Origin of the sequence: Bradyrhizobium barranii subsp. apii, assembly GCF_011516635.5 — a bacterium.
GTDB classification, from domain to species: Bacteria; Pseudomonadota; Alphaproteobacteria; order Rhizobiales; family Xanthobacteraceae; genus Bradyrhizobium; species Bradyrhizobium barranii.
In genome coordinates this window covers 9,653,271-9,673,644 of record NZ_CP096255.1, presented here as the reverse complement: position 1 = coordinate 9,673,644, position 20,374 = coordinate 9,653,271, and the positions used below count along the sequence as shown (strand labels likewise).

Here is a 20,374-nt window from a genome sequence, read left to right as displayed (position 1 = left end):
ACGTGGAGGCGTTCAAGTTCACTGACAGCGGCTCGGCGAATAGCCGAAGTGCCTGCGGAACGCCGTCGCGAAATTGGCCGGATGGGCATAGCCGACCCGAAAGGCCGCCTCGGTGACCGACAACCGTTGATGAATCAGAAGGTCACGTGCGGCATCGAGTCGGCGGGCCCGCAAATAGTCGATCGCGCTCTCGCCATACGCCATCTGGAATTTCTGATTGAAGGACCGGCGGCTCAGCCCCGCATTCCGCGCCAGTTCGTCGATGCTCCAGGGATAAGCGAGATCGGCATCCATGCGCGCCTTGACCGATTGCAACCGCTCCCGCTGGAGGTCGGCTGCAGGATCGAGCGCGATCCCGCGCTCGCCGAACAAGGCGTGGACCACGATCTCGGCGGCGTGCGCCGACAGCAGCAATTGCGTCGCGTTTCCGGCCACCGGTGGCGAGAACATTTCTGCCGCGAGGGCCTGCACGCGCGGAGACGCCGGGAGAGAGACGATGGCCGTGCCCAACGCGTCGGTCTTGAACAGCGCCCGAACCTCGTCGCCGAGTCCGAGCCCGTCGATGGAGGCTTGGGGAAGCGCCAGGCCGATCGCAGGACGTTCGCCGCAGCGAACCGAGCCTCCTAGGGCGACGGATTCGCGCACGGCAATCGCCGTCATCTGCCCTGCACCGGTTGTGCGCGTCAGAATGCCGCGGCCTGCGCCTTCATCGAGCGCAACGGAGATGAACAAGCCCGGCCCTGCGATCGCCGGCCGATCGGGATCGGCGCGAAACTCACCTCTGATGAACACACAGCCCGGGAAATCCAGCCACTGAGGCGCTGTCGAAGCGCCTCGCTGTGCGGAGCCGATGATGTCGTCGTCAGGCCGTCCGGCAATTTGATTGTAAAAGTCCTGCATCGAATCCGCTAGGCCGCGACATTGGCGGCTGGCGGCGGCGCACTCAAGACCTCTGCGCGCAGTTTGGAGAGCTTCGAAACTGACGTCCTCGACGAGGTTCTGCGCGCGAGGCGATCTGCACGGACGATACGGCAACCAGATCCAGGAGCGCGTCAGATGCCCAGATATTTATGCTGCAGATCCGGCTCCGCCATCAGCTCGACGGACGTGCCGCTCCACACCGTCTTGCCGCGCTCGATGATGTAGTGCCGGTCGCAGATGCGGGCGAGGTGGTCGACGTTCTTGTCGACGACCAGGATCGACTGTCCCCGGCGCTTCAGCAGCGACAGGCAGTTCCAGATTTCTTCGCGGATCAGCGGCGCAAGACCCTCGGTCGCTTCGTCCAGGATCAGCAGCTTCGGATTCGTCATCAGCGCGCGGCCGATCGCGAGCATCTGCTGCTCGCCGCCGGAGAGCTGGTTGCCCATGTTGGAGGCACGCTCGGCAAGGCGGGGGAACATCACGTAGATCGCGGCCAGCGTCCAGGGATTGGGGCTAGCGAAGCGATCGGCGGCGGCCGCGACGAGATTTTCGCGCACGGTGAGGTTCGGGAAGATCTGGCGTCCCTCGGGGACGAGGCCGACGCCGAGTTTTGCAATTCTGTAGGATGGAAGCTGCCGCACTTCTGCGCCGGCGAAGCGGATCGTTCCGGCGCGCGCCGGTGTCAGGCCCATGATGGAGCGGATGGTGGTGGTCTTGCCCATGCCGTTGCGGCCCATCAGCGAGACCATCTCGCCCGGCTTGATCGACAGCGACAGGCCGAACAGCACCTGGGAGAGGCCGTAGCAGGTCTCGATGCCGTCGACGTCGAGCAGCGTGTCAGCCGTCGCCTTTTCAGACATGGTGCGTCACCACGTGCTGGTCGCCGAGATAGGCGCGCTTGACGTCCTCGTTGGCGCGGATCGCGGCTGGATCGCCCGAGGCGATGACGCGGCCATAGACCAGCACCGAGATGCGGTCGGCGAGCGCGAACACCGCCGGCATATCGTGCTCGACCAGCACGATCGAGACTTCCTTCCGCAGCTCCTGAAGCAGTTGCACCATGCGCTGGGATTCGGTGACGCCAAGACCCGCCATCGGCTCGTCCAGCAGCAGCAGCTTCGGCTTGCTCGCGAGCGCGACCGCGAGCTCGATCTGGCGGCGCTCGCCATGGCTGAGCCTGGACACCAGGACATCGGCGCGATGGCCGAGCCCGACGCGGTCGAGCGCGGCATGGGCGGCATCGCGCAGGCCCTTCTCCTTGCGCGCATTGGCGAAGAAGCGGAACGAGTGGCCGGCATGCGCCTGCGCCGCCAGCGCGACATTGTCGGCGGCGGTGAAGTCGAGCAGCAGCGAGGTGATCTGGAACGAACGGGCGAGCCCCAGCGCGCAGCGGCGATAGGCCGGCAGATAGGTGATGTCGCGACCGCCGAGCGAGACGCTGCCGGAATGCGGTTCGAGGTGCCCTGTGAGCTGACTAATCAGCGTGGTCTTGCCGGCACCGTTCGGGCCGATGATAGCGTGCAGCTCGCCGCTAGCTACGTCGAGCGAGACGTTGTCCGTCGCAACGATGCCGCCGAAGCGGCGCACCAGTTTTTCGACGCGGAGCAGCGGTTCAGCCACGATTGAGCCTCCCGAGCAGGCCCATGATGCCGCCGCGGCCGAACAGCACGATCAGCAGCAAGAGCGGGCCCATGATCAGCGCCCAGTATTCGGTGATCTGCGACAGGAATTCTTCCAGCAGCAAAAACACCACCGCGCCCATCACCGGGCCGAACAGCGTGCCCATGCCCCCCAGGATCACCATCACCATGAGGTCGCCGGAGCGGGTCCAGTACATCACGGCCGGGCTGATGAAATCGGTGTTGTTGGCGAGCAGTGCGCCGGCAAGGCCGCACATCATACCGGAGATGACGAAGCAGACGAGCTGGTAGCGTTTTGCCGGAAAGCCGATCGCCTGCATCCGCTGCTCGTTGGAGCGCAGGCCCTGCAAGACGAGGCCGAAGCGCGAATTGGTGATGCGCCAGATCAGGACGATCACGGCGAACAGGCAGGCGAGGCAGAGATAATAGAACTGCGTGCGGTTCGACAGGTTGATCAGGCCGGAGAAGTCGCTGCGCTTGTAGACGGTGAGACCGTCATCGCCGCCGTAACGCGCGAGGCCCGAGGCGACGTAATAGGCCATCTGCGCAAACGCCAGCGTGATCATGATGAAGTAGACGCCACGCGTACGCAGCGAGAGCGCGCCGATCACCAGCGCATAGATCGCGGAAGCTGCGAGCGCGACCGAGAACTGGATGAAGCCGGAGCCGACGCCTTCCTGCGCGAGCATGCCGACCGCGTAGCCGCCGATGCCGAGATAGGCGGCGTGGCCGAAGCTCATCATACCGCCAAAACCCATGATGAGGTTGAGGCTCGCGGCCGCCAGCGCCAGGATGACGATGCGGGTAAACAGCGTCAGGATGAAGATGTTGCCGGACAGCTGCGAATAGAGCGGCAGCAGCACGAGGCCCGCTAGCATCAGGGCCGTGACGGCCTTGCGCACAGTGAAAGCCTTCATCGACGGTTGGCCGGAAACAGCCCCTCCGGCCGCACCACCAGCACGATCGCCATCAGCAGATAGATCAGCATGGACGACAGTGCGGGCGCGGCGGTGGAGGCGGCGGCGCCGCTCAGCACCTGCCGCAACAGGTTGGGCAGGAAGGCGCGGCCGAGCGTGTCGATCATGCCGACGAAGATCGCGGCGAGGAACGCGCCACGGATCGAGCCGATGCCGCCGATCACGATGATGACGAAGGCGAGGATCAGGATGTTCTCGCCCATGCCGATCTGCACGGTGAGGATCGGCGCCTGCATCAGGCCGGCGAGGCCGGCGAGCGCGGCGCCCAGGCCGAACACCAGCGTGTAGAGCAGCTTGATGTTGATACCGAGCGCGCCGATCATCTCGCGGTTGGAGGCACCGGCGCGGATCAGCATGCCGATGCGGGTGCGCATCACGCCGAGATAGAGCAGCAGCGCGACCAGCAGCGCCACCACGATGATGGCGAGACGATAGGCGGGATAGTGGATGCCGGGCAGGATCGGCACCGGCACCGTGAGCCAGGCCGGCAGCGGCAGCGCAAGCCCGGCCGGACCCCAGATCAGCCGCACCGCTTCATTGAAGAACAGGATCAGGCCGAAGGTCGCGAGCACGTGGTCGAGATGATCGCGCCCGTAGAGATGCCGCAGCGCCGACATCTCCAGCACGATGCCGAGCACCAAAGTCGCCCCTAACGCCATCAGCGCACCGAGCAGGAAGCTGCCGGTCCAGGCCGCAAAGGTCGCGGCGAAATAGGCGCCCATCATGTAGAGCGAGCCGTGCGCGAGGTTGACGAGATCCATGATCCCGAGCACCAGCGTCAGGCCGGCGGCGAGCAGGAACAGGAGCAGGCCGAACTGCAATCCGTTCAAGAACTGTTCGACGACGAGCAGCATCAAAACTCTTTCAGGCGCACGCGGTGTCGCGCCGATGTTCGAACACGGTCGCCATCAGTGAAAGAGCTCCCCCTGCCTCTTCAAGGCGGAAAAATGGGTAATGGCAGTATCGTTCCGAGGCAAGAGCGATTCAACACCAGACATGCACTTTGTTGCATGCCGGTGCATGCGATCGAAATTGGCCCTGCAAGAAGGCTGCCGCACAGGATGGGTCAACCTGCCGCACCCAAACGATCGCCCTCCCCCAGGCATGCCTGGGAGAGGGCGCGAAGGTCGACGGAAGTAGGAGAAGGCGTCTAGTGCGACGTCATCTGCCGGGGAAGATCATCCGGCTCGGCCAGCACGCTGTTGGCCGTCGAGGCTTCCAGCGCCGCCATCCGGAACAGATAGGCGAGCGTTGCCAATCCGGTGTCTTCCGCCATCTGCGCCAGCTCGAGCGCCATGTCGGACATGTAGCCGAGATTCTCGTCCTTGGTCTGCGCCATGATCTGGCTGTCCCGCATCATGTTCGACATTTCAGGCGCTCTTTCGTTGCGCGGCAGCAAGGCCGCAGAGGTTGGCACGGGCGACGGCGTCCAGACGCGGGCCGTCCTGTTGTACGATCGAATCCATGCCGATGCGATCATGCAGGGCATCGAGGGTCTCGCGGCGAATGTCGATGGTCGCCGCCATGGTCCAGGCGTTCTCCACCAGCTCGGGCAGACCAAGCGGCGTCACGACGAAGCCGGCCTCATGGAAGCGCGGCAGCCACCAGGTCTCCATGATCGCGCTGACCTGCGCGATTCCCTGATCGAGGCAGAATTCCTGCACCGCCGCCATCAGTTGCAGGTTGAGAGTGCCGTCGCGGCGATCGCGCACGACGAAGTAGCGCGACCATTCCCAGACCAGCGGATTCGCAGGGCAGCCGCGAACCGATGCCAGATGCGGGAAGACCTCGCTCATCATCGAGGGTTTGGTGGCGGGGTAGAGCCGGTGACCGCCGACGACGCGCCGGCCTTCCAGCGCAAGCAGATAGACAGTGTCCTCGTCGTCGTAGGAATCGACCTCGCGGCAATCAGGCCGGCGCAGCGTCTCCCAGTGCCGCTCCTCGACGAAGATGTCGTGGCGTAGTCGGAAGTGCTGCTCGAGTACGTCTTCGTAAAGGTGGCGATTGACCGAAGAAATTGCGTGAATCATGAAAACCCCCATTCAGCCGGAATGAGGGGCAGCCTCTGCGAAAAGAGGCAGGTTCGATATTGGGAAATTTCCCAGTACGTCGCTTAGGGATTGATGAGCTTGTTGCGAATCGCCAGTGCAACCGCATGCGTACGGTTGACGGCACCGAGCTTGCGCGCGGCGGTTGCAAGATGCTCTTCTGCAGTGCGCTGCGTGATGTGCAGGATCTCACCGATCTCCCAGGCCGACTTGCCCTGCGAGGCCCAGGCGATCACCTCGCGCTCGCGCGGGGTGAGACGCGTCGACAGATGCGGCGCCGGATCCAGCAGGCGGCGAATATGGTCGAAGCCATACATTGCCATCAGGTGCAGTGCCGGCTTGCTGCGGGGATTGAGGTCAAGATGGACGCCACCGAGCGACACCGCCGCCTCGTAGCCGGTGAGCCCGTGGATCGGCACGATGAAGCCGCGCGACATGCGAAAATCGCCGGCGCGGTTCATCACCTCGGCCGCGCTCGGCTCGAGCTCGGCATCATAGGGCGCTTCCGACCACTCGAACGGATTGACCGATTGCCGGCACAGCCGCACCACGGGGTCGACGCGGTCGTAATTGTTCTGGGTGTAGAGATTGAACCATCCTGCCGGCCAGCGCTTGGCGAGCACCATCTGCGCGAACCGCTGATCGGGATTCGGCAACCCCGTCACGATGATGGTCTCGAAGCCGAAGCGACCGAACGCCGCCTCAAGCGCATTCATGGCGTCCGGTACCTTGCGATAGGTCCCCAGGCCTTCGATGAAGTCGAGCGCTTCCCGGCCATAATCTACGGCGTCTACGGCGGACATCGGTACGTTTCCTGAGCCTCGCCGTAGGTATAGCACGTATTTGGGAGCTGCCTCAATTCGCTGCTTCCGTAGTTTACCGGCCCTCGTCTGCACCCGAGATTTAATCTACTTGTGGAGGAAGTGACGTCAAGTTACACCTATGGCGTCTGAAGCGGGAAAATCACGATGGAAGACGAGGACATCGCCCTCAACAGCGTGCTCGGCCTGGAACTCAACCGCGTGTTTTTCGCCGTCCGCGAAACGGCAAACAAGCAGAAGATCATCGAGTACGCGCGCGAAGTGCTGCAGCGCGAACGCGCGGAGCGGCCCGGCAGCGCGTCGCCCGAGAGCCCGGCGAGCTAGAACGCGGTTACAGGTGAGGCGTACGTTCTGCGCGAGCGGCGCCCTTCCATTCGAACGTGCCGATTTTGGCCGAAACATTCTGACTGCGAAGTTAATCAGCAATTGTTGCCGGTGAGCGAGCTGCGCTCTTACCCTCCCCTGGAGGGGGAGGGTGAAGCGCCGCCCGCTCCGCCCACATCACACTTGCCGCTGGATGACATCACGGCTCTCGTGAGATGATCGCCACCACGATCCTCTTTGGGATGCCCACGACATGATGACGCTGCGCCAGATTGAAGTGATCCGTGCCGTGATGGTGACGGGTACCATCGGCGGCGCGGCGAAGCTGCTCAACGTGTCAGCGCCGGGGATCAGCCGGCTGGTCAAATACACCGAGCGCACGCTCGGCATCCGCTTCTTCCAGCGCCAGAACGGGCGCTATTTCCCGACGCCGGAAGCCGAGAACATCTTTGAGCAGATCAACGGCGTCTACAAGAAGGTCGACGACCTCTCCGAGCTCATCTCCAAGATCGGCCGCGGCGGTTTGTCGGAATTGCGCATCGGCTCGGTGCCGAGCATCTCCCAGGTGATGGTGCCGCGCGCGATCGAGCGCGTCCGGCGCCGCTATCCGGATCTCGGCATCGACATCAACATCCTCAAGCTCGAGGAGGCCATCGACTACCTCCTGCTCGGCCGCGGCGAGTGCGTGGCGATGAGCTATCGGCTCGAGCATTCCGGGCTCGACTTCATGCCGCTCGCCTCGGGTGAGCTCTATTGCATCGTGCCGCCGGGTCACGAGCTTGCCGGCCGCAAGCAGGTCTCGGCGGCCGAGATCACCCGCTATCCGCTGATCGGCATCGATCCCAACGATCCCTACGGCCGGATCATGGCCGGGATCTTTGCGCGCCACCGGCTCGACTACAACATCACGATCCGCGCGCGCTTCGGCACCACGGTGTGTGCGCTGGTGAAGGCAGGGCTCGGCATCGCCATCATCGACCAGTTCACGGTGGCCCATGGCGGCTATCCGGGAATCGAGCTGTTGAAGATCACCGAGCCGACGCGGTTCGAGACCTATATTGCGGTGAAGCGCGGCGCGCCACTGTCGCTCCATGTCGAGTATTTCATCGAGTCCCTGCGCGCCGAGATGCGCGCGGTGGAGCCGTCCCGCAGCGAGGGCAACGCCGCCCCGGCACGCGCGCGGAAGAAATAACATTATGTCAGGTTTGCCCAATAAATGGGTAATTGTGTTAGGCACGGGAAAGGCTATCGTCGCAACTGGAAGCCCCCTTGGAATTGTGCGGATTTCCCCGCTAATGGCCAGGACCCAACGCTCCCAACGAGACGATAGCCAACCATGTCCAAGCGCGGATACGCCGCCAGCGAGAAGCTTCTCACCGGCCTGATCGGGGCGCCGATCGCGCATTCCGCCTCCCCTGCCATGCATGAGCGGGCCGCCGAGGCGCTCGGCCTGCGCGGTCACTACCAGCTCATCGAGGTCGCCGGCGCCGATGCGGCCGGGCTCCGCATGATGCTCGAGGGCGTGCGGCGGCTCGGCTTTGCCGGCGTCAACGTGACTTACCCTTACAAGGAAGCGGTGGTCCCGCTGCTCGACGAGCTGGCGCCGGGCGCGGCCGCCATGGGCGCGGTCAACACCGTCGTCGTCAGGGACGGCCGGCTGATCGGCCACAACACCGACACGACCGGGTTTGCGCGCGCGGTCGCGCCGCTGTTGGCACCGTCCGGAAATGCAGTCGCCGTGATCGGAACGGGCGGCGTCGGCAAGGCAATCGCCTTTGCGCTGGCGAGCCTGAAGGTCTCCGGCCTCCGCATTTTCGACAGCGAGACGGCGCGCGCCGAAAAGCTCGCTTCATTGCTTGCCAGGCACGGTGGCGCCACGGTGGCGAAAAGCGTCGAGGACGCGCTCGATGGCGCAACCGGCCTCGTCAACGGCACGCCGGTCGGCATGCTGCCGAACCGGGGCATGCCGGTCCCGGCGACCTTGCTGCACGAGAAAATGTGGGTCGCGGACGCCGTCTATTCGCCGCTGATCACGCCGCTGCTGGCAGCAGCACAGGCCGAGGGCGCGCGGATCATGACCGGGCGGGAACTCGCGATCTACCAGGCCGCCGATGCCTTCGAACTGTTCACGGGCCTTGCCCCATCGACCGAGGTCATGGGAGAGGCTTTCGACGAGGTGATGGCGGCGCGAAGCGCGGCCTATCACGCCGCGTAACCGAAGCGGCCGGACACAAGGCCGCGGACAATATCAACGAAAAATGGGAGGAGTGACCATGAAATTGACCCTAGTGGCAGGCGCATTGCTTGCCTTCGCGACTGCAACCAGCGTCCACGCGCAGGCGATCAAGCTCGCCGACGTCGCCGAGCTCTCGGGCGGCGGCGCCACCGTCGGCACCAACTGGAAGAACGGCATCGACCTCGCGATCGAAGAGATCAACGCCAAGGGCGGCGTGCTCGGCCGCAAGTTGGAGGTCACACACGCCGATTCGCAGTCCAACCCCGGCGTTGCCCGCGCCCAGGTGCAGAAGGCGCTCGACGCCGAGCCCTATGTGCTGCTCGGGCCCGGCTATTCCGGCTCGGTCAAGGTGACGGCGCCGCTCGCGGCCGAAGCCGGCATCGCTCAGATCATGGGCGGCGAAGCCGCCGAATTGACGCAAGCCGGCAACAAGTTCCTGTTCCGCACCTCGTTCGGCCAGCAATCGTCGATGCCGAAGGTCGCAAAATACATCCACGACGACATGAAGGCGAAGACGGTCGCGGTGGTCTGGGTCAACAACGACTTCGGCCGCGGCGGTCGCGACGTCGTCGTGAAGGAACTCGACCGGCTTGGCTCCAAGGTGGTCGCCGATCTCTCGACCGAAGCGGGACAAGCCGACTTCGCCGCCGACGTCGGCAAGATCAAGGCCGCCAACCCCGATGCGGTGTTCGTCTACCTGAATGAAGAAGAGAGCGCGCGCATCCTGAAAGAGCTGAAGCGCCAGGGCGTCACCGCGCCCCTGATGGGCGAGACTACGCTGATCGGCCAGAAGGTGATCGAGCTCGCCGGCGATGCCGCCAACGGCGCGCGTGGCCATGTCGGCCTCACCACGGACGCGCCGGTCGACCTGATCAAGGCGTTCCGCGACAAGTTTTCCAAGAAGTACAATTACGTGCCCGACCATAACGGCCTGAAGGGCTATCTCGCCGTCTACATGGTGAAGGCCACCACCGAGAAGATGGGCAAGGTCGACAGCAAGGCATTCGCCGACACGCTGCACGGCCTGACCATCAAGGCCGCGGACGAGCCGGGCATTCTGATGGACGTCACCCTCAGCGAGACCGGCGACATCGACCGGCAGAGCTTTCTGGTCGAAGTAGTCGAAGGCAAGCAGGTGGTGAAGCAGGTGCTACCCAAGGTGAAGTGAGGCTTTTTCGCCTCTCCCCGCGCCCGTCCCGCCGAAGCTTCAGCGAAGGCGGATGCGGGGGTCTCTCTTCTCCCTCGCCCCGCTCTTCGCGGGGAGAGGGTTGGGGTGAGGGGTGCTTCTGCAAGGACGGTGAGAGATGGGCTCGCGGATAGAGCCCCTCACCCCGCCCTCTCCCCGTAAGAACGGGGCGAGGGAGACGACAGAGCTGGGCGAGGGACACGAGAGGGGAAAATGTCCAATCTGTTCGATCTTCTGGTCGCAGGCCTTGCCACCGGTGCGATCTATGCGCTGGTCGCGGTCGGCTTCACGCTGCTGTGGCAGACCTCGCAAACCATCAACTTCGCGCAAGGCGAGTTCGTGATGCTGCCGGCGTTCCTGATGCTGGCGGCGATGCATGCGGGCGCGCCGTTCTGGCTCGCGATCATCCTCGGCATCCTGCTCTCGATGCTCCTGCTGGGCCTCGCCTTCAAGATGCTGCTGGTCGATCCGATGATGCGCCATGGCGTGCTGCCGCTGGCGATCGCGACGATGGCGCTCGCGATCGGCATCAAGGAGGCCGTGAAGCAGTTCTTCAGCGCGGAGGCCTCGCCCTTCCCCTCGATCGTGCCGACCGGTGATATCTCCATTCTCGGACATGCCGTATCGCTGCAAAGCATCGGCGTCCTCGTCCTCGCCATTCTTGCCGTCTTCGGCCTGACGAGCCTTCTCAACCGCACGTCGCTCGGTCACCAGATGCAGGCGGCGGCGCAGAATCCGACGGTAGCGCGCATCATCGGCGTGCCGGTCGAGCGCATGATCCTGCTGACGTTCCTGATCAACGCCTTCCTGGTCGCACTGGCGTCGCTTTTGATCACGCCGATCTATCTCGCAAAATTCTCCTCCGGCGAGGTGCTCGGCCAGGCCGCCTTCATCGCCGCGATCGTCGGCGGCTTCAACCAGGTGCGCGGCGCCATCGCCGGCGGCCTCCTGATCGGCGTGCTCGACAATCTCGCCGCCGCCTATGTCTCGACGCAGTACCGCGCCGCCGTGCCGATGATCTTCCTGATCGCCGTCATCCTGTTCCGGCCGCAGGGCTTGCTCGGCCGCGCCGAGGAGCGCACCGTATGAGCGGCTTCGCCAAACCGTTGAAGATCGCGCTCGGCCTCATCGTCATTGCCGGCCTGATCATCATCCCCATGAATTTCAACCGCTACGGCCTGTTCATCCTGAGCCAATGGGCGGTGATGAGCATCGCCGCGATGGGGCTCAATTTGACGCTCGGCTATGCCGGCCAGGTCTCGCTGGCGCAAGGCGCCTTCGTCGGCATCGGCGCCTATGCGGCCGCGATCATGACCACCCATGGCTGGCCGCTGCCGGCGGCGATCGTGGTCGCGATTGCCTTGAGCTTCGCGGTCGGCTGGGTGCTCGGCTATCCGGCGCTGCGCGTGCAGCACCATTACCTCGCCTTCGTCACGCTCGCCTTCTCCACCCTCGCCTTCCTGGTGTTCCGCAACGAAAGCTGGCTCACCGGCGGCATCTACGGCATCTCCAACATTCCGAGGCCGCACATCTTCGGCATCGCGACCAACAAGCCGCTACCGTTCTACTATGTCTGCCTCGGCTCGCTTGCGATCGTGTCGCTGGCGGTGTGGTGGCTGATCCGCTCGCCCTGGGGCCGCGCCTTCATGGCATTGCGCGAAAATCCGCTGCGCGCGCAGTCGCTCGGCGTCGACACAAGGCGCTATACGCTGATGGCGTTCGCGATCGGCTCGGCGCTCGGCGGCGTCGCCGGCGCGCTCTATGCGCCGCTGACGCAATATATCGATCCCGTGCCGTTCAACCTGTCGCTCTCGCTCGACCTCTTGATGATGGTGATCGTCGGCGGTGCCGGCTTCTATTTCGGCCCCTTCCTCGGCGCGATGATCGCGGTGCTGTTGCCGGAATGGCTGCGCTTCACGGAAGGGTATTATCTGATGCTCTACGCGGTCGCGGTGATGCTGCTGTTGATCTGGTCGCCGACCGGCATTCTGGGAATTCTCGACCGCTACCTCGCCGAGCGCCGCACCAAGGCGGCCTCCGCGCTGCGCGCCGTGGCAAAGTCCCGGCTGGAGACGGTGCAATGAGCGCGGTCCTGGAAGTCACCGGCATCAAGAAGAATTTCGGCGGCATCAGCGCGGTCGATGGCGTCTCATTCGACGTCCGCGAAGGCGAGATCCTCGGCCTGATCGGCCCGAACGGCTGCGGCAAGTCGACCCTGTTCAACTGCATCCTCGGCCAGCTCACACCATCAGGCGGCGAGGTGAAGCTCGACGGCAAGGTGGTCACGGGCCTGCGTCCCGCCGAGCTCAACAAGCTCGGGGTCAGCCGCACCTTCCAGCTCTTGCAGGTGTTCCCAAAGCTCTCGGTGCGCGAGAACCTGATCCTCGCGGGACAGGAGCACCAGGGCAATATGGCCTCGCGCCTGGTCGGCCGCTCCGATGCCGGGTTGACTGAGACCGCCAACCAGATGATCGGCTTCTTCAAGCTCGACCATCTCACCGACGAGCCGGCCGGCGGACTCTCCTATGGCCAGCAAAAACTGCTCGATGCCGCGATGGCCTTCATGGGCGGCCCGCGCCTCGTGCTGCTCGACGAGCCCGCCGGCGGCGTCAACCCGTCGATGCTGTCGGACCTGAAGGACCGCCTGGTCGCGATCAACCGCGAGAAGAACGCGACCTTCGTCGTGATCGAGCACAACATGGAATTCGTGATGTCACTGTGCTCGCGCGTGATGGTGATGGCGGAGGGCAAGGTGCTGGCGATGGGGCGGCCGGACGAAGTGCGGAAAAATCCCGCCGTGATCGAAGCCTATCTCGGACATTAGGAAGCCATCATGAGCGACCCGATCCTCTCGGTTAACAATCTCGTCGGCGGCTACGGCAAGATGACGATCCTGAACGGCACCACCTTCGCCGTGCCGCAGGCCACCATCACCACCATCATCGGCCCCAACGGTGCCGGCAAGTCGACGGTGTTCAAGGCGATCTTCGGCCTGTTGAAGCTGCGCGAAGGCAAGATCAGCTTTGCCGGCCGCGACGTCACGAATCTGAGCCAGCGCGCGCTGCTCAATGCCGGCATCTGCTACGTGCCACAGGGCCGCAACATCTTTCCCGAACTGTCGGTGCGCCACAATATCGAGCTTGGTGGGGTCTCGGCCGGCAAGGGCATCGACCTGCCCGCACGGATCGAAGCCGCGCTCGACCTGTTTCCCGCGTTGCGCCGCAAGTCGGCGCAGCAGGCCTCCACGCTCTCCGGCGGCGAGCAGAAGCAGCTCGAGATCGCGCGCTCGCTGCTGCTCGAGCCGAAGCTCGTGCTGATCGACGAGCCCTCAATTGGCCTGTCGCCGCTGATGGTGCAGCAGACCTTCGACATCCTGAAAGGCTTGCGCGACCGCGGCGTCACCATCCTGATGATCGAGCAGAACGCGCGCTCGGCGCTGGAGATTTCCGACATCGGCATCGTGCTCGAACTCGGCCAGACCCGCATGGTCGACGGCGCAAAGCGCATTCTGAACGATCCGCGTATCGGCCAGCTCTTTCTCGGCGGCGCCATGGAGGACAACGCAGCATGAACAAGCGTTCGATCGCGACCGTCTCGCTCTCAGGCAGCCTGGACGAGAAGCTCCGCGCCATCGCATCAGCCGGGTTCGACTCGGTCGAGATTTTCGAGAACGATCTGCTGTCGTTCGGCTCGGGCCCGCGCGAGGTGGCGCAGCTGTGCAAGGACCTCAATCTCGAGATTTGCGCATTCCAGCCGTTCCGCGATTTCGAGGGCATGCCGGAGCCGCAGCGGACACGCAACTTTGCCCGCGCCGAGCGCAAGTTCGACCTGATGCAGGAGCTCGGCACCGACCTCCTGCTGATCTGCTCCAACGTCTCGCCCGCCTCGCTCGGCGGCATCGATCGCGCCGCGGATGATTTTCGTGAGCTCGGCGGGCGCGCGGCCGAGCGCGGCTTGCGCGTCGGCTATGAAGCGCTGGCCTGGGGCCGCCATGTCAACGACTACCGCGACGCCTGGGAGATCGTGCGGCGCGCCGATCATCCCGCGATCGGTGTCATCCTCGACAGTTTTCACGCGCTCGCGCCCGGCTTTCCGGTACGCGCCATGGCCTCGATCCCCGGCGACAAGATCTTTCTTGTACAACTCGCCGACGCGCCGAAGCTCGAGCTCGACATCCTCTCATGGAGCCGGCACTTCCGCTCCTTCCCCGGCCAGGGCGACCTCCCGGTCGGTGAATTCATGCAGGCCATCGCGGCGACCGGCTATGTCGGGCCGCTATCGCTCGAAATCTTCAACGACCAGTTCCGCGCCGGCTCGTCCGCTCAGACCGCGGTCGACGGCCTGCGTTCGCTGATCCTGCTGGAGGACCAGCTCGCGCCGGATTGGCCGAAGCTTGTCGGCGAGCCGCTGGCGCCGAAGGCCAGGAGCCACGGCACCGGCTTCATCGAGTTTGCCGTCAACGAGACCAAGGCGGTCGACCTCGCCCGCCTGTTCGCGCAGCTCGGCTTCCGCAAGACCGGCAAGCATCGCAGCAAGGCCGTGGAGCGCTGGTCGCAGGGCAAGGTCGAGCTCGTGATCAATTGCGAGACCGACGGCTTTGCGCATTCGCATTACGTCACGCACGGCCCCGGCGTCTGCGCGATTGCGCTCGACGTCGACAATGCCGGTCTTGCCATGCGGCGCGCCGAAGCGCTGAAGACGCGCACCTTCTACCAGCCGGTCGGGCCGGGCGAGCTGGAGATTCCCGCAATCCATGGCGTCGGCGGCAGCCTGCTCTACTTCCTCGATCAGGCCGGCAAGAACTGGGATACCGATTTCGAGCCGGTCGCAAGTGACGCGAACGCCGACGCCCTGCTCGCCGTCGATCACATCGCGCAGTCGATGCCCTATGACGAGATGCTGTCCTGGCTGCTGTTCTACACCGGCATCCTCGACCTGAGGCGGCTGCCGCAGATGGAGATCGCCGACCCCCGCGGCCTCGTGCAGAGTCAGGCGGTCATCAACGCCGACCAGAGCCTGCGCTTCGTGCTCAACGGCTCATCCGCCAACCGCACCCTGCCGGCGCGTTTCATCTCGGAGTTCTTCGGCTCGGGCGTGCAGCACGTCGCGTTCTCCTGCCGGGACATTTTTGCGACGGTCGCCGCGATGCGCAAGCGTGGCGCGGATTTCCTGGATATCCCCGATAACTACTACGACGACATCGAAGCCAAATACGACCTCGCGCCCGACCTGATGGCGCAGCTGCGCGCCAACCACATCCTCTACGACCGCGAAGGCGACGGCGAGTTCTTCCAGGTCTACACCCACATCTTCGACGAGCGTTTCTTCTTCGAGATCGTCGAGCGAAGGGACTATCAGGGATTTGGCGCAGCCAATGCCGGGATCAGGCTCGCGGCGCAGGCCCGCGAGGTAAGGCCTGCGAGCATGCCGCGGGTGTAGGTCTTCGCCTCTCCCCGCCTGCGGGGAGAGGCCGGAATCTGCGGCAGCAAATTCCGGGTGAGGGGGGACTCTCCGCGAGAGATATGTCCCCAGGAGCAACGTTCTCTCAACACGTCATTGCGAGCGCAGCGAAGCAATCCAGAGTCCCTCCGCGGAGACAGTCTGGATTGCTTCGCTGCGCTCGCAATGACGATGTGGGGACTATCGAGGAGTACAACGACCTCCGTCCCCGCGGAGACTCCCCCTCACCCTCTCCCCGCAGGCGGGGAGAGGGGAAGAGGCATCAGCTCACTTCATCGCGCACTTTTCGTGGAAGCGATCCTGGTCGTTCTCCACGATCGTCGCGACCGTCTTCAGCGAGAGCTGGCCTTCGCCGTCCTTGACCACGTCCTGGAGATAGAAGCTCTGCACCGGGATGTGGTTCTTGCCGTATTTGAACGGGCCGCGCAGCGACTTGAAGTTGGCCTTCTCCATCTCGGCCTTCATCGCGTCCTTCTTGCTGGTGTCGCCCTTCACAGCGACCACCGCGCTGTTGATGAGCTGGGCCGCGTCATAGGCCTGGGCGCCGTAATAGGTCGGGCGCAGATTGGGGTAGTTCTTGCGGTAGTCGGCGACGAAGCGCTTGTTCTGCTCGTTCGGGAGGTCGTTGACCCATTCCTGCGCGCCGGGCACGCCGAGCGCGTTCTCCTTCTGGAGCGGCAGCGACAGCTCGTCGACCGTGAAGGCGGTGTAGAGCGGCATCGTGCTCTTCAGTCCGGCCTGCGCATATTGATTGAGGAACTGCACGCCGGCCGCACCGGGATAGAACACGAAGATCGACTCGGCGCCCGAGGCGCGCGCCTTGGAGAGCTCGGCGGAGAAATCGAGCTGGCTCGGCCAGACCGTGTACTCCTCGCCCTTGACCTCACCCTTGAACGTGCTCTTCAGGCCCGCGAGCATGTCCTTGCCGGCCGCGTAGTTCGGCCCGATCAGGAACACGCTCTTGACGCCCTTCTGGTTCATGTAGAGGCCCATGGCGGCGGGCGTCTGGTCGTTCTGCCAGGAGGTCGAGAACACGTAAGGCGAGCACAGTTCGCCGGCGAGCTGCGACGGACCGGCATTGGCCGAGATCAGGAAAGTCTGCGTATCCACCGCGGTCTTGAGCGAGGCCAGGAGCACGTTCGACCAGATGTAGCCGACGATGAAATCGACCTTGTCGGACTGCACCAGCTTCTCGGTCTTCTGCTTGCCGACATCGGGCTTCTGCCCGTCGTCCTCGTAGATCACCTCGACCGGCTTGCCGTCCATCTTGCGGCCGATGTGGTCGAGCGCGAGCTCGAAGGAATTGCGCATGTCGTTGCCGATCACGGCGGTCGGGCCGCTGAAGGTCGAAACGAAGCCGATCTTGATGGTGTCGCCGGCGAAAGCCTGATTTGCCAGCACCAGCGCCGCTGCGCCCGCCAGCCAGAATGCCGTCCTCATAACCACTCCCCTCCTTATTATTGATCCCGGAAACGGGGTGATCGCCGCCCCCGGGTCGTCTCTATTGAACGTAAAATCTGTCGCGCCGCCAATGGCTCAGCGCCCGCCCCTGCACCATATTTCGCCCCAATCGAGGATGGCAAGAAATATAATTCTACTCACTTCGACCAAGGCTGCGGCGCTTTTTCGCGGGATGACGATACGCCCAGCCTATGCCGCGATTGATGACGGCTATTGGACTACGGCGCCCAATGCGCACTTACATGGAGGAGAGCAGCAGCGAGATTCGAGGGTGTATCATGGCCGCAAATCCCCACCGCGTCGTCATCGTCGGAGCCGGCTTCGGCGGGCTGGAGGCGACCTACCGGCTTGCGGGCACGCCGGTCGAGATCAAGCTGATCGACCGCCGCAACCATCATCTGTTCCAGCCGCTGCTCTACCAGGTCGCGACCGCCTCGCTCGCGACCAGCGAAATCGCCTGGCCGGTCCGGCACCTGATGCGCGACCGGCGCGAGGTGACGACCCTGTTTGCGACGGTGAGCGGCGTCGATGCCGACCGGCGCTGCGTGTTGATCGACGACGGCAGCGAGGTGCCCTACGACACGCTGGTGCTCGCCACCGGCGCGCGCCATGCCTATTTCGGCCATGACGAGTGGGAGCAGTTCGCCCCCGGCCTGAAGACGCTGGAAGACGCGACCACGCTGCGCCGTCACATCCTGGTGGCATTCGAGCGCGCCGAGCGCGAGACCGATCCGGCCAAACGCGCGGCGCGGCTGACCTTCGTCATCGTCGGCGCCGGCCCCACCGGCGTCGAGCTCGCCGGCACCATCGCCGAGATGGCGCACCACACGCTCCCCGCCGACTTCCGCAACATCGACACCCACAAGGCACGCGTGGTGCTGATCGAGGCCGGACCACGCGTGCTCGCAGGCTTCCCCGATGATCTCTCGGCCTATGCGCAGGCCTCGCTGGAAAAGATCGGCGTCGAGGTCGTGCTGGGCCAGGCCGTCACCGAGATCAACCGAGAGGGCGTCGTGTTCGGCGGCAAGCTGCTCGAAGCAAAGACGCGGATCTGGGCCGCCGGCGTGCGCGCTTCGCCCGCCGCCGAATGGCTGGGCGCACCAAGCGATCGCGCCGGGCGCGTGGAGGTCCAAGACGATCTGACGATACCTGGTCATCCCGAAATCTTTGCGATCGGCGACACTGTTGTGATCAACGCCTGGGAGGGGAAGCCGGTGCCCGGCATCGCGCCGGCCGCCAAGCAGCAGGGCCGGCACGTCGCCGAGACCATCAAGGCGCGCCTGCGTGGCGAGAACAAAGGTGCATTCCGTTACAAGCACTCCGGTAGCCTCGCACAGATCGGCAAGCGGCTCGCGGTGATCGATTTCGGCAAGGTCAAACTGCGCGGCACCATCGCATGGTGGATCTGGGGCATCGCCCACATCTACTTCCTGATCGGGCTGCGCCACCGCCTCAGCGTCGCCCTGAGCTGGCTCTGGATCTACGCCCGCGACCAGCGCGCGGCGCGGTTGATCACGCAGGGGAGTAGCAAGGTGGCGTAGCTCTTTCTTCCTTCTCCCCTTGTGGGAGAAGGTGGCGCGAAGCGCCGGATGAGGGGTTCTCTCCACTCGCAATACCATTCGTGAGGAGAGAACCCCTCACCCGGCTTCGCTTTGCGAAGCCCCCCTCTCCCACAAGGGGAGAGGGTGCAGTGGCGCGCGCGGCACTACTTCACCAACTCGCACCCGCCCTCCGCGAGCGGCCTAAACGCCAGCTCCGCGGGAATCGTCGAGACCAGCTTGTAATAGTCGTACGGATATTTCGACTCCTCCGGCTTCTTCACCTCGAACAGATACATGGGATGCACGACGCGCCCGTCCTGGCGGATCGTGGTGTCGCCGCACAGCTTGTCCTTACCCCTGAACTTCTTCATCTCGGGCACGGCGTCCTTCGCATTGTCGCTGCCGGTCGCGGCGACCGCGTTCAGATAAGCGAGCGTCGAGGCATAGACACCGGCCTGGTTGCCGCTCGGCATCTTGCCGTTCATGCCGGGTCGCGCCGCAAATCGCTTGGCGAAGGCGCGGGTGTCGTCGTTCATGTCCCAGTAAAACGCTTCCATGAGCTGGAGGCCCTGCGCGACCTTGATGCCCATCCCATGGACGTCGTTGATGAAGAGCAGGAAGGCGACGAGCTTCTGCCCGCCTTGCTGGATGCCGAACTCGGCAGCCTGCTTCACGGCGTTGATGGTGTCGCCGCCGGCATTGGCGAGGCCGATCACCTGCGCTTTCGAGCCCTGCGCCTGCAACAGGAAGGAGGCAAAGTCCGACGTGCCGAGCGGGTGCTTGGAGGAGCCGAGCACCTTGCCGCCGTGCGCCTCGATGTATTTCTGCGCCTCCGCCTCGATGCCCTTGCCGAGCGCATAGTCGACCGTGAGGAAATACCAGTCCTTGCCACCGCGCGACATCATCGCGGCCGCGGTGGTGTTGCCGGTCGCCCAGGCATCGTTGACCCATTGGATCGTATTGGGCGAGCAGGCCTTGCCGGTGAGATCCGAGCTTGCGGTGGACGACGCCAGGAAGGTCATGCGGCTGTCGCGCAGCAGCGTGTTGATGGAGAGGCCGACGGCCGAATTCGGCACGTCGACGATGGCATCGACACCCTCGACATCGAGCCATTTGCGCGCGATCGCGTTGCCGACATCGGCCTTGTTCTGGTGGTCGGCATAGACGATCTCGACCTTGATGTTCTTGCCGCCGCCGTTGAAATCCTCGGCCGCCATCCGCGCGGCCTCGACCGAGCCCATGCCGTTGGTGTCCTGGAAGATGCCCGAGATGTCGTTGAGCACGCCGACGCGCACGACATTGTCGGAGATCTCGGCGCTTGCCGCGCCGCTCATCAGGCTCGCCGCCAGCGCAAGCGTCCATTTCAGGTGTTTCATCGTTCCCTCCCCTTTGTGTGTCGCGCCGGTCGCCGCCGGCACGTTCTGGAATCAGACCTGCCGTTCCGGCAATCTCAGCACCAGCCCGTCGAGCGCGGGCGTAATCATGATCTGGCAGGCCAGCCGGCTGTTCGGCAGCCGCTCGGCGGCGGTGCCGTCGAGCAGCGCGTCTTCGTCATCAGCCATCGCGGGCAGGCGCGCGAGCCAGGCTGCGTCGATATAGACGTGGCAGGTCGCACACATGGCATTGCCACCGCACTCGGCCAGGATGCCGTCGAGACCATGGCGGGTCGCGGCCTGCATGGCGCTTTCGTCGCCTGAAGTTTCGACACGATCGGACTTGCCGTCGGCATCAATGAAAGTGATGGCGGGCATCAAGGCTC

At 64.5% G+C, this 20,374-nt stretch carries 21 protein-coding genes; 10 read left to right on the top strand and 11 right to left on the bottom strand.

The features are described 5' to 3' along the window. Window positions 1-18: 18 nt before the first annotated feature. From HAP41_RS46015 to HAP41_RS45980, 8 genes are all read right to left on the bottom strand, one after another. Complete coding sequence (locus tag HAP41_RS46015) at window positions 19-792, bottom strand: helix-turn-helix transcriptional regulator (RefSeq protein ID WP_224580559.1); 774 nt, start codon at window positions 790-792, stop codon at window positions 19-21. 260 nt (window positions 793-1,052) lie between these two features. After that, window positions 1,053-1,781 (bottom strand): ABC transporter ATP-binding protein, encoded by a 729-nt coding sequence (locus HAP41_RS46010; RefSeq protein WP_166069714.1) that lies wholly within the window; start codon window positions 1,779-1,781, stop codon window positions 1,053-1,055. Next, window positions 1,774-2,541 (bottom strand): ABC transporter ATP-binding protein, encoded by a 768-nt coding sequence (locus HAP41_RS46005; RefSeq protein ID WP_063979902.1) that lies wholly within the window; start codon window positions 2,539-2,541, stop codon window positions 1,774-1,776. The genes HAP41_RS46010 and HAP41_RS46005 overlap by 8 nt, the downstream gene beginning before the upstream one ends. Further along, a complete protein-coding gene (locus HAP41_RS46000) occupies window positions 2,534-3,478 on the bottom strand; it encodes a branched-chain amino acid ABC transporter permease (protein WP_166069743.1) in 945 nt (314 codons plus the stop codon). The genes HAP41_RS46005 and HAP41_RS46000 overlap by 8 nt, the downstream gene beginning before the upstream one ends. Next, window positions 3,475-4,392: a branched-chain amino acid ABC transporter permease gene (locus HAP41_RS45995; protein WP_166069752.1), complete on the bottom strand. Its 918-nt coding sequence runs from the start codon at window positions 4,390-4,392 to the stop codon at window positions 3,475-3,477. Before HAP41_RS45995 ends, HAP41_RS46000 begins: the two co-directional genes overlap by 4 nt. Window positions 4,393-4,688: 296 nt before the next feature. Beyond that, window positions 4,689-4,907, bottom strand: a complete 219-nt coding sequence (locus tag HAP41_RS45990) for a hypothetical protein (RefSeq protein WP_008540920.1) — start codon at window positions 4,905-4,907, stop codon at window positions 4,689-4,691. A 1-nt stretch (window position 4,908) separates the two neighbouring features. Continuing rightward, window positions 4,909-5,568: an acyl-homoserine-lactone synthase gene (locus tag HAP41_RS45985; RefSeq protein ID WP_166069757.1), complete on the bottom strand. Its 660-nt coding sequence runs from the start codon at window positions 5,566-5,568 to the stop codon at window positions 4,909-4,911. Window positions 5,569-5,651: 83 nt separating this feature from the next. After that, complete coding sequence (locus HAP41_RS45980; RefSeq protein WP_063979905.1) at window positions 5,652-6,389, bottom strand: helix-turn-helix transcriptional regulator; 738 nt, start codon at window positions 6,387-6,389, stop codon at window positions 5,652-5,654. Between the two features lie 165 nt (window positions 6,390-6,554). Between HAP41_RS45980 and HAP41_RS45975 the strand changes: the two genes are divergently transcribed. The 9 genes from HAP41_RS45975 (at window position 6,555) to HAP41_RS45935 (ending at window position 15,592) form a co-directional block, all read left to right on the top strand. Next, window positions 6,555-6,731, top strand: coding sequence for a hypothetical protein (locus HAP41_RS45975; RefSeq protein ID WP_014491261.1), 177 nt, complete (start codon window positions 6,555-6,557; stop codon window positions 6,729-6,731). Between the two features lie 253 nt (window positions 6,732-6,984). Then, window positions 6,985-7,923: a LysR family transcriptional regulator gene (locus tag HAP41_RS45970; RefSeq protein ID WP_166069789.1), complete on the top strand. Its 939-nt coding sequence runs from the start codon at window positions 6,985-6,987 to the stop codon at window positions 7,921-7,923. 144 nt (window positions 7,924-8,067) lie between these two features. Then, on the top strand, window positions 8,068-8,946 hold the full coding sequence (locus HAP41_RS45965; RefSeq protein WP_166069876.1) for a shikimate dehydrogenase: 879 nt from the start codon (window positions 8,068-8,070) through the stop codon (window positions 8,944-8,946). A gap of 58 nt (window positions 8,947-9,004) precedes the next feature. Then, window positions 9,005-10,135, top strand: a complete 1,131-nt coding sequence (locus tag HAP41_RS45960; RefSeq protein WP_166069916.1) for an ABC transporter substrate-binding protein — start codon at window positions 9,005-9,007, stop codon at window positions 10,133-10,135. 231 nt (window positions 10,136-10,366) lie between these two features. Beyond that, entirely contained in the window at window positions 10,367-11,242 is an 876-nt protein-coding gene (locus tag HAP41_RS45955; protein ID WP_063979909.1) for a branched-chain amino acid ABC transporter permease, read from the top strand. Next, window positions 11,239-12,237 (top strand): branched-chain amino acid ABC transporter permease, encoded by a 999-nt coding sequence (locus HAP41_RS45950; RefSeq protein ID WP_166069982.1) that lies wholly within the window; start codon window positions 11,239-11,241, stop codon window positions 12,235-12,237. The genes HAP41_RS45955 and HAP41_RS45950 overlap by 4 nt, the downstream gene beginning before the upstream one ends. After that, window positions 12,234-12,977, top strand: a complete 744-nt coding sequence (locus HAP41_RS45945; RefSeq protein WP_166069992.1) for an ABC transporter ATP-binding protein — start codon at window positions 12,234-12,236, stop codon at window positions 12,975-12,977. Before HAP41_RS45950 ends, HAP41_RS45945 begins: the two co-directional genes overlap by 4 nt. A 9-nt stretch (window positions 12,978-12,986) precedes the next feature. Then, window positions 12,987-13,724: an ABC transporter ATP-binding protein gene (locus tag HAP41_RS45940; RefSeq protein WP_166070028.1), complete on the top strand. Its 738-nt coding sequence runs from the start codon at window positions 12,987-12,989 to the stop codon at window positions 13,722-13,724. Next, on the top strand, window positions 13,721-15,592 hold the full coding sequence (locus HAP41_RS45935; RefSeq protein WP_166070110.1) for a bifunctional sugar phosphate isomerase/epimerase/4-hydroxyphenylpyruvate dioxygenase family protein: 1,872 nt from the start codon (window positions 13,721-13,723) through the stop codon (window positions 15,590-15,592). Before HAP41_RS45940 ends, HAP41_RS45935 begins: the two co-directional genes overlap by 4 nt. Before the next feature lie 288 nt (window positions 15,593-15,880). On the opposite strand, the gene HAP41_RS45930 is transcribed toward HAP41_RS45935, so the two are convergent. Then, window positions 15,881-17,053, bottom strand: coding sequence for an ABC transporter substrate-binding protein (locus tag HAP41_RS45930; protein ID WP_166070126.1), 1,173 nt, complete (start codon window positions 17,051-17,053; stop codon window positions 15,881-15,883). 299 nt (window positions 17,054-17,352) lie between these two features. Here HAP41_RS45930 and HAP41_RS45925 point away from each other — a divergent pair, with 299 nt between their 5' ends. Continuing rightward, on the top strand, window positions 17,353-18,615 hold the full coding sequence (locus HAP41_RS45925; protein WP_166070130.1) for an NAD(P)/FAD-dependent oxidoreductase: 1,263 nt from the start codon (window positions 17,353-17,355) through the stop codon (window positions 18,613-18,615). 164 nt (window positions 18,616-18,779) lie between these two features. On the opposite strand, the gene HAP41_RS45920 is transcribed toward HAP41_RS45925, so the two are convergent. Continuing rightward, on the bottom strand, window positions 18,780-19,991 hold the full coding sequence (locus HAP41_RS45920) for an ABC transporter substrate-binding protein (RefSeq protein WP_166070172.1): 1,212 nt from the start codon (window positions 19,989-19,991) through the stop codon (window positions 18,780-18,782). 51 nt (window positions 19,992-20,042) lie between these two features. Continuing rightward, window positions 20,043-20,366: a 2Fe-2S iron-sulfur cluster-binding protein gene (locus HAP41_RS45915; RefSeq protein ID WP_166070176.1), complete on the bottom strand. Its 324-nt coding sequence runs from the start codon at window positions 20,364-20,366 to the stop codon at window positions 20,043-20,045. Between the last annotated feature and the right edge of the window lie 8 nt (window positions 20,367-20,374).

Coding starts and splice junctions, on each gene's coding strand:
- HAP41_RS46010 (WP_166069714.1), bottom strand. CDS start 1,781: ATGTCTGAAAAGGCGACGGCTGACACGCTGCTCGACGTCGACGGCATC.
- HAP41_RS46000 (WP_166069743.1), bottom strand. CDS start 3,478: ATGAAGGCTTTCACTGTGCGCAAGGCCGTCACGGCCCTGATGCTAGCG.
- HAP41_RS45995 (WP_166069752.1), bottom strand. CDS start 4,392: ATGCTGCTCGTCGTCGAACAGTTCTTGAACGGATTGCAGTTCGGCCTG.
- HAP41_RS45990 (WP_008540920.1), bottom strand. CDS start 4,907: ATGTCGAACATGATGCGGGACAGCCAGATCATGGCGCAGACCAAGGAC.
- HAP41_RS45985 (WP_166069757.1), bottom strand. CDS start 5,568: ATGATTCACGCAATTTCTTCGGTCAATCGCCACCTTTACGAAGACGTA.
- HAP41_RS45980 (WP_063979905.1), bottom strand. CDS start 6,389: ATGTCCGCCGTAGACGCCGTAGATTATGGCCGGGAAGCGCTCGACTTC.
- HAP41_RS45975 (WP_014491261.1), top strand. CDS start 6,555: ATGGAAGACGAGGACATCGCCCTCAACAGCGTGCTCGGCCTGGAACTC.
- HAP41_RS45970 (WP_166069789.1), top strand. CDS start 6,985: ATGATGACGCTGCGCCAGATTGAAGTGATCCGTGCCGTGATGGTGACG.
- HAP41_RS45965 (WP_166069876.1), top strand. CDS start 8,068: ATGTCCAAGCGCGGATACGCCGCCAGCGAGAAGCTTCTCACCGGCCTG.
- HAP41_RS45960 (WP_166069916.1), top strand. CDS start 9,005: ATGAAATTGACCCTAGTGGCAGGCGCATTGCTTGCCTTCGCGACTGCA.
- HAP41_RS45955 (WP_063979909.1), top strand. CDS start 10,367: ATGTCCAATCTGTTCGATCTTCTGGTCGCAGGCCTTGCCACCGGTGCG.
- HAP41_RS45950 (WP_166069982.1), top strand. CDS start 11,239: ATGAGCGGCTTCGCCAAACCGTTGAAGATCGCGCTCGGCCTCATCGTC.
- HAP41_RS45945 (WP_166069992.1), top strand. CDS start 12,234: ATGAGCGCGGTCCTGGAAGTCACCGGCATCAAGAAGAATTTCGGCGGC.
- HAP41_RS45940 (WP_166070028.1), top strand. CDS start 12,987: ATGAGCGACCCGATCCTCTCGGTTAACAATCTCGTCGGCGGCTACGGC.
- HAP41_RS45935 (WP_166070110.1), top strand. CDS start 13,721: ATGAACAAGCGTTCGATCGCGACCGTCTCGCTCTCAGGCAGCCTGGAC.
- HAP41_RS45930 (WP_166070126.1), bottom strand. CDS start 17,053: ATGAGGACGGCATTCTGGCTGGCGGGCGCAGCGGCGCTGGTGCTGGCA.
- HAP41_RS45925 (WP_166070130.1), top strand. CDS start 17,353: ATGGCCGCAAATCCCCACCGCGTCGTCATCGTCGGAGCCGGCTTCGGC.
- HAP41_RS45920 (WP_166070172.1), bottom strand. CDS start 19,991: ATGAAACACCTGAAATGGACGCTTGCGCTGGCGGCGAGCCTGATGAGC.
- HAP41_RS45915 (WP_166070176.1), bottom strand. CDS start 20,366: ATGCCCGCCATCACTTTCATTGATGCCGACGGCAAGTCCGATCGTGTC.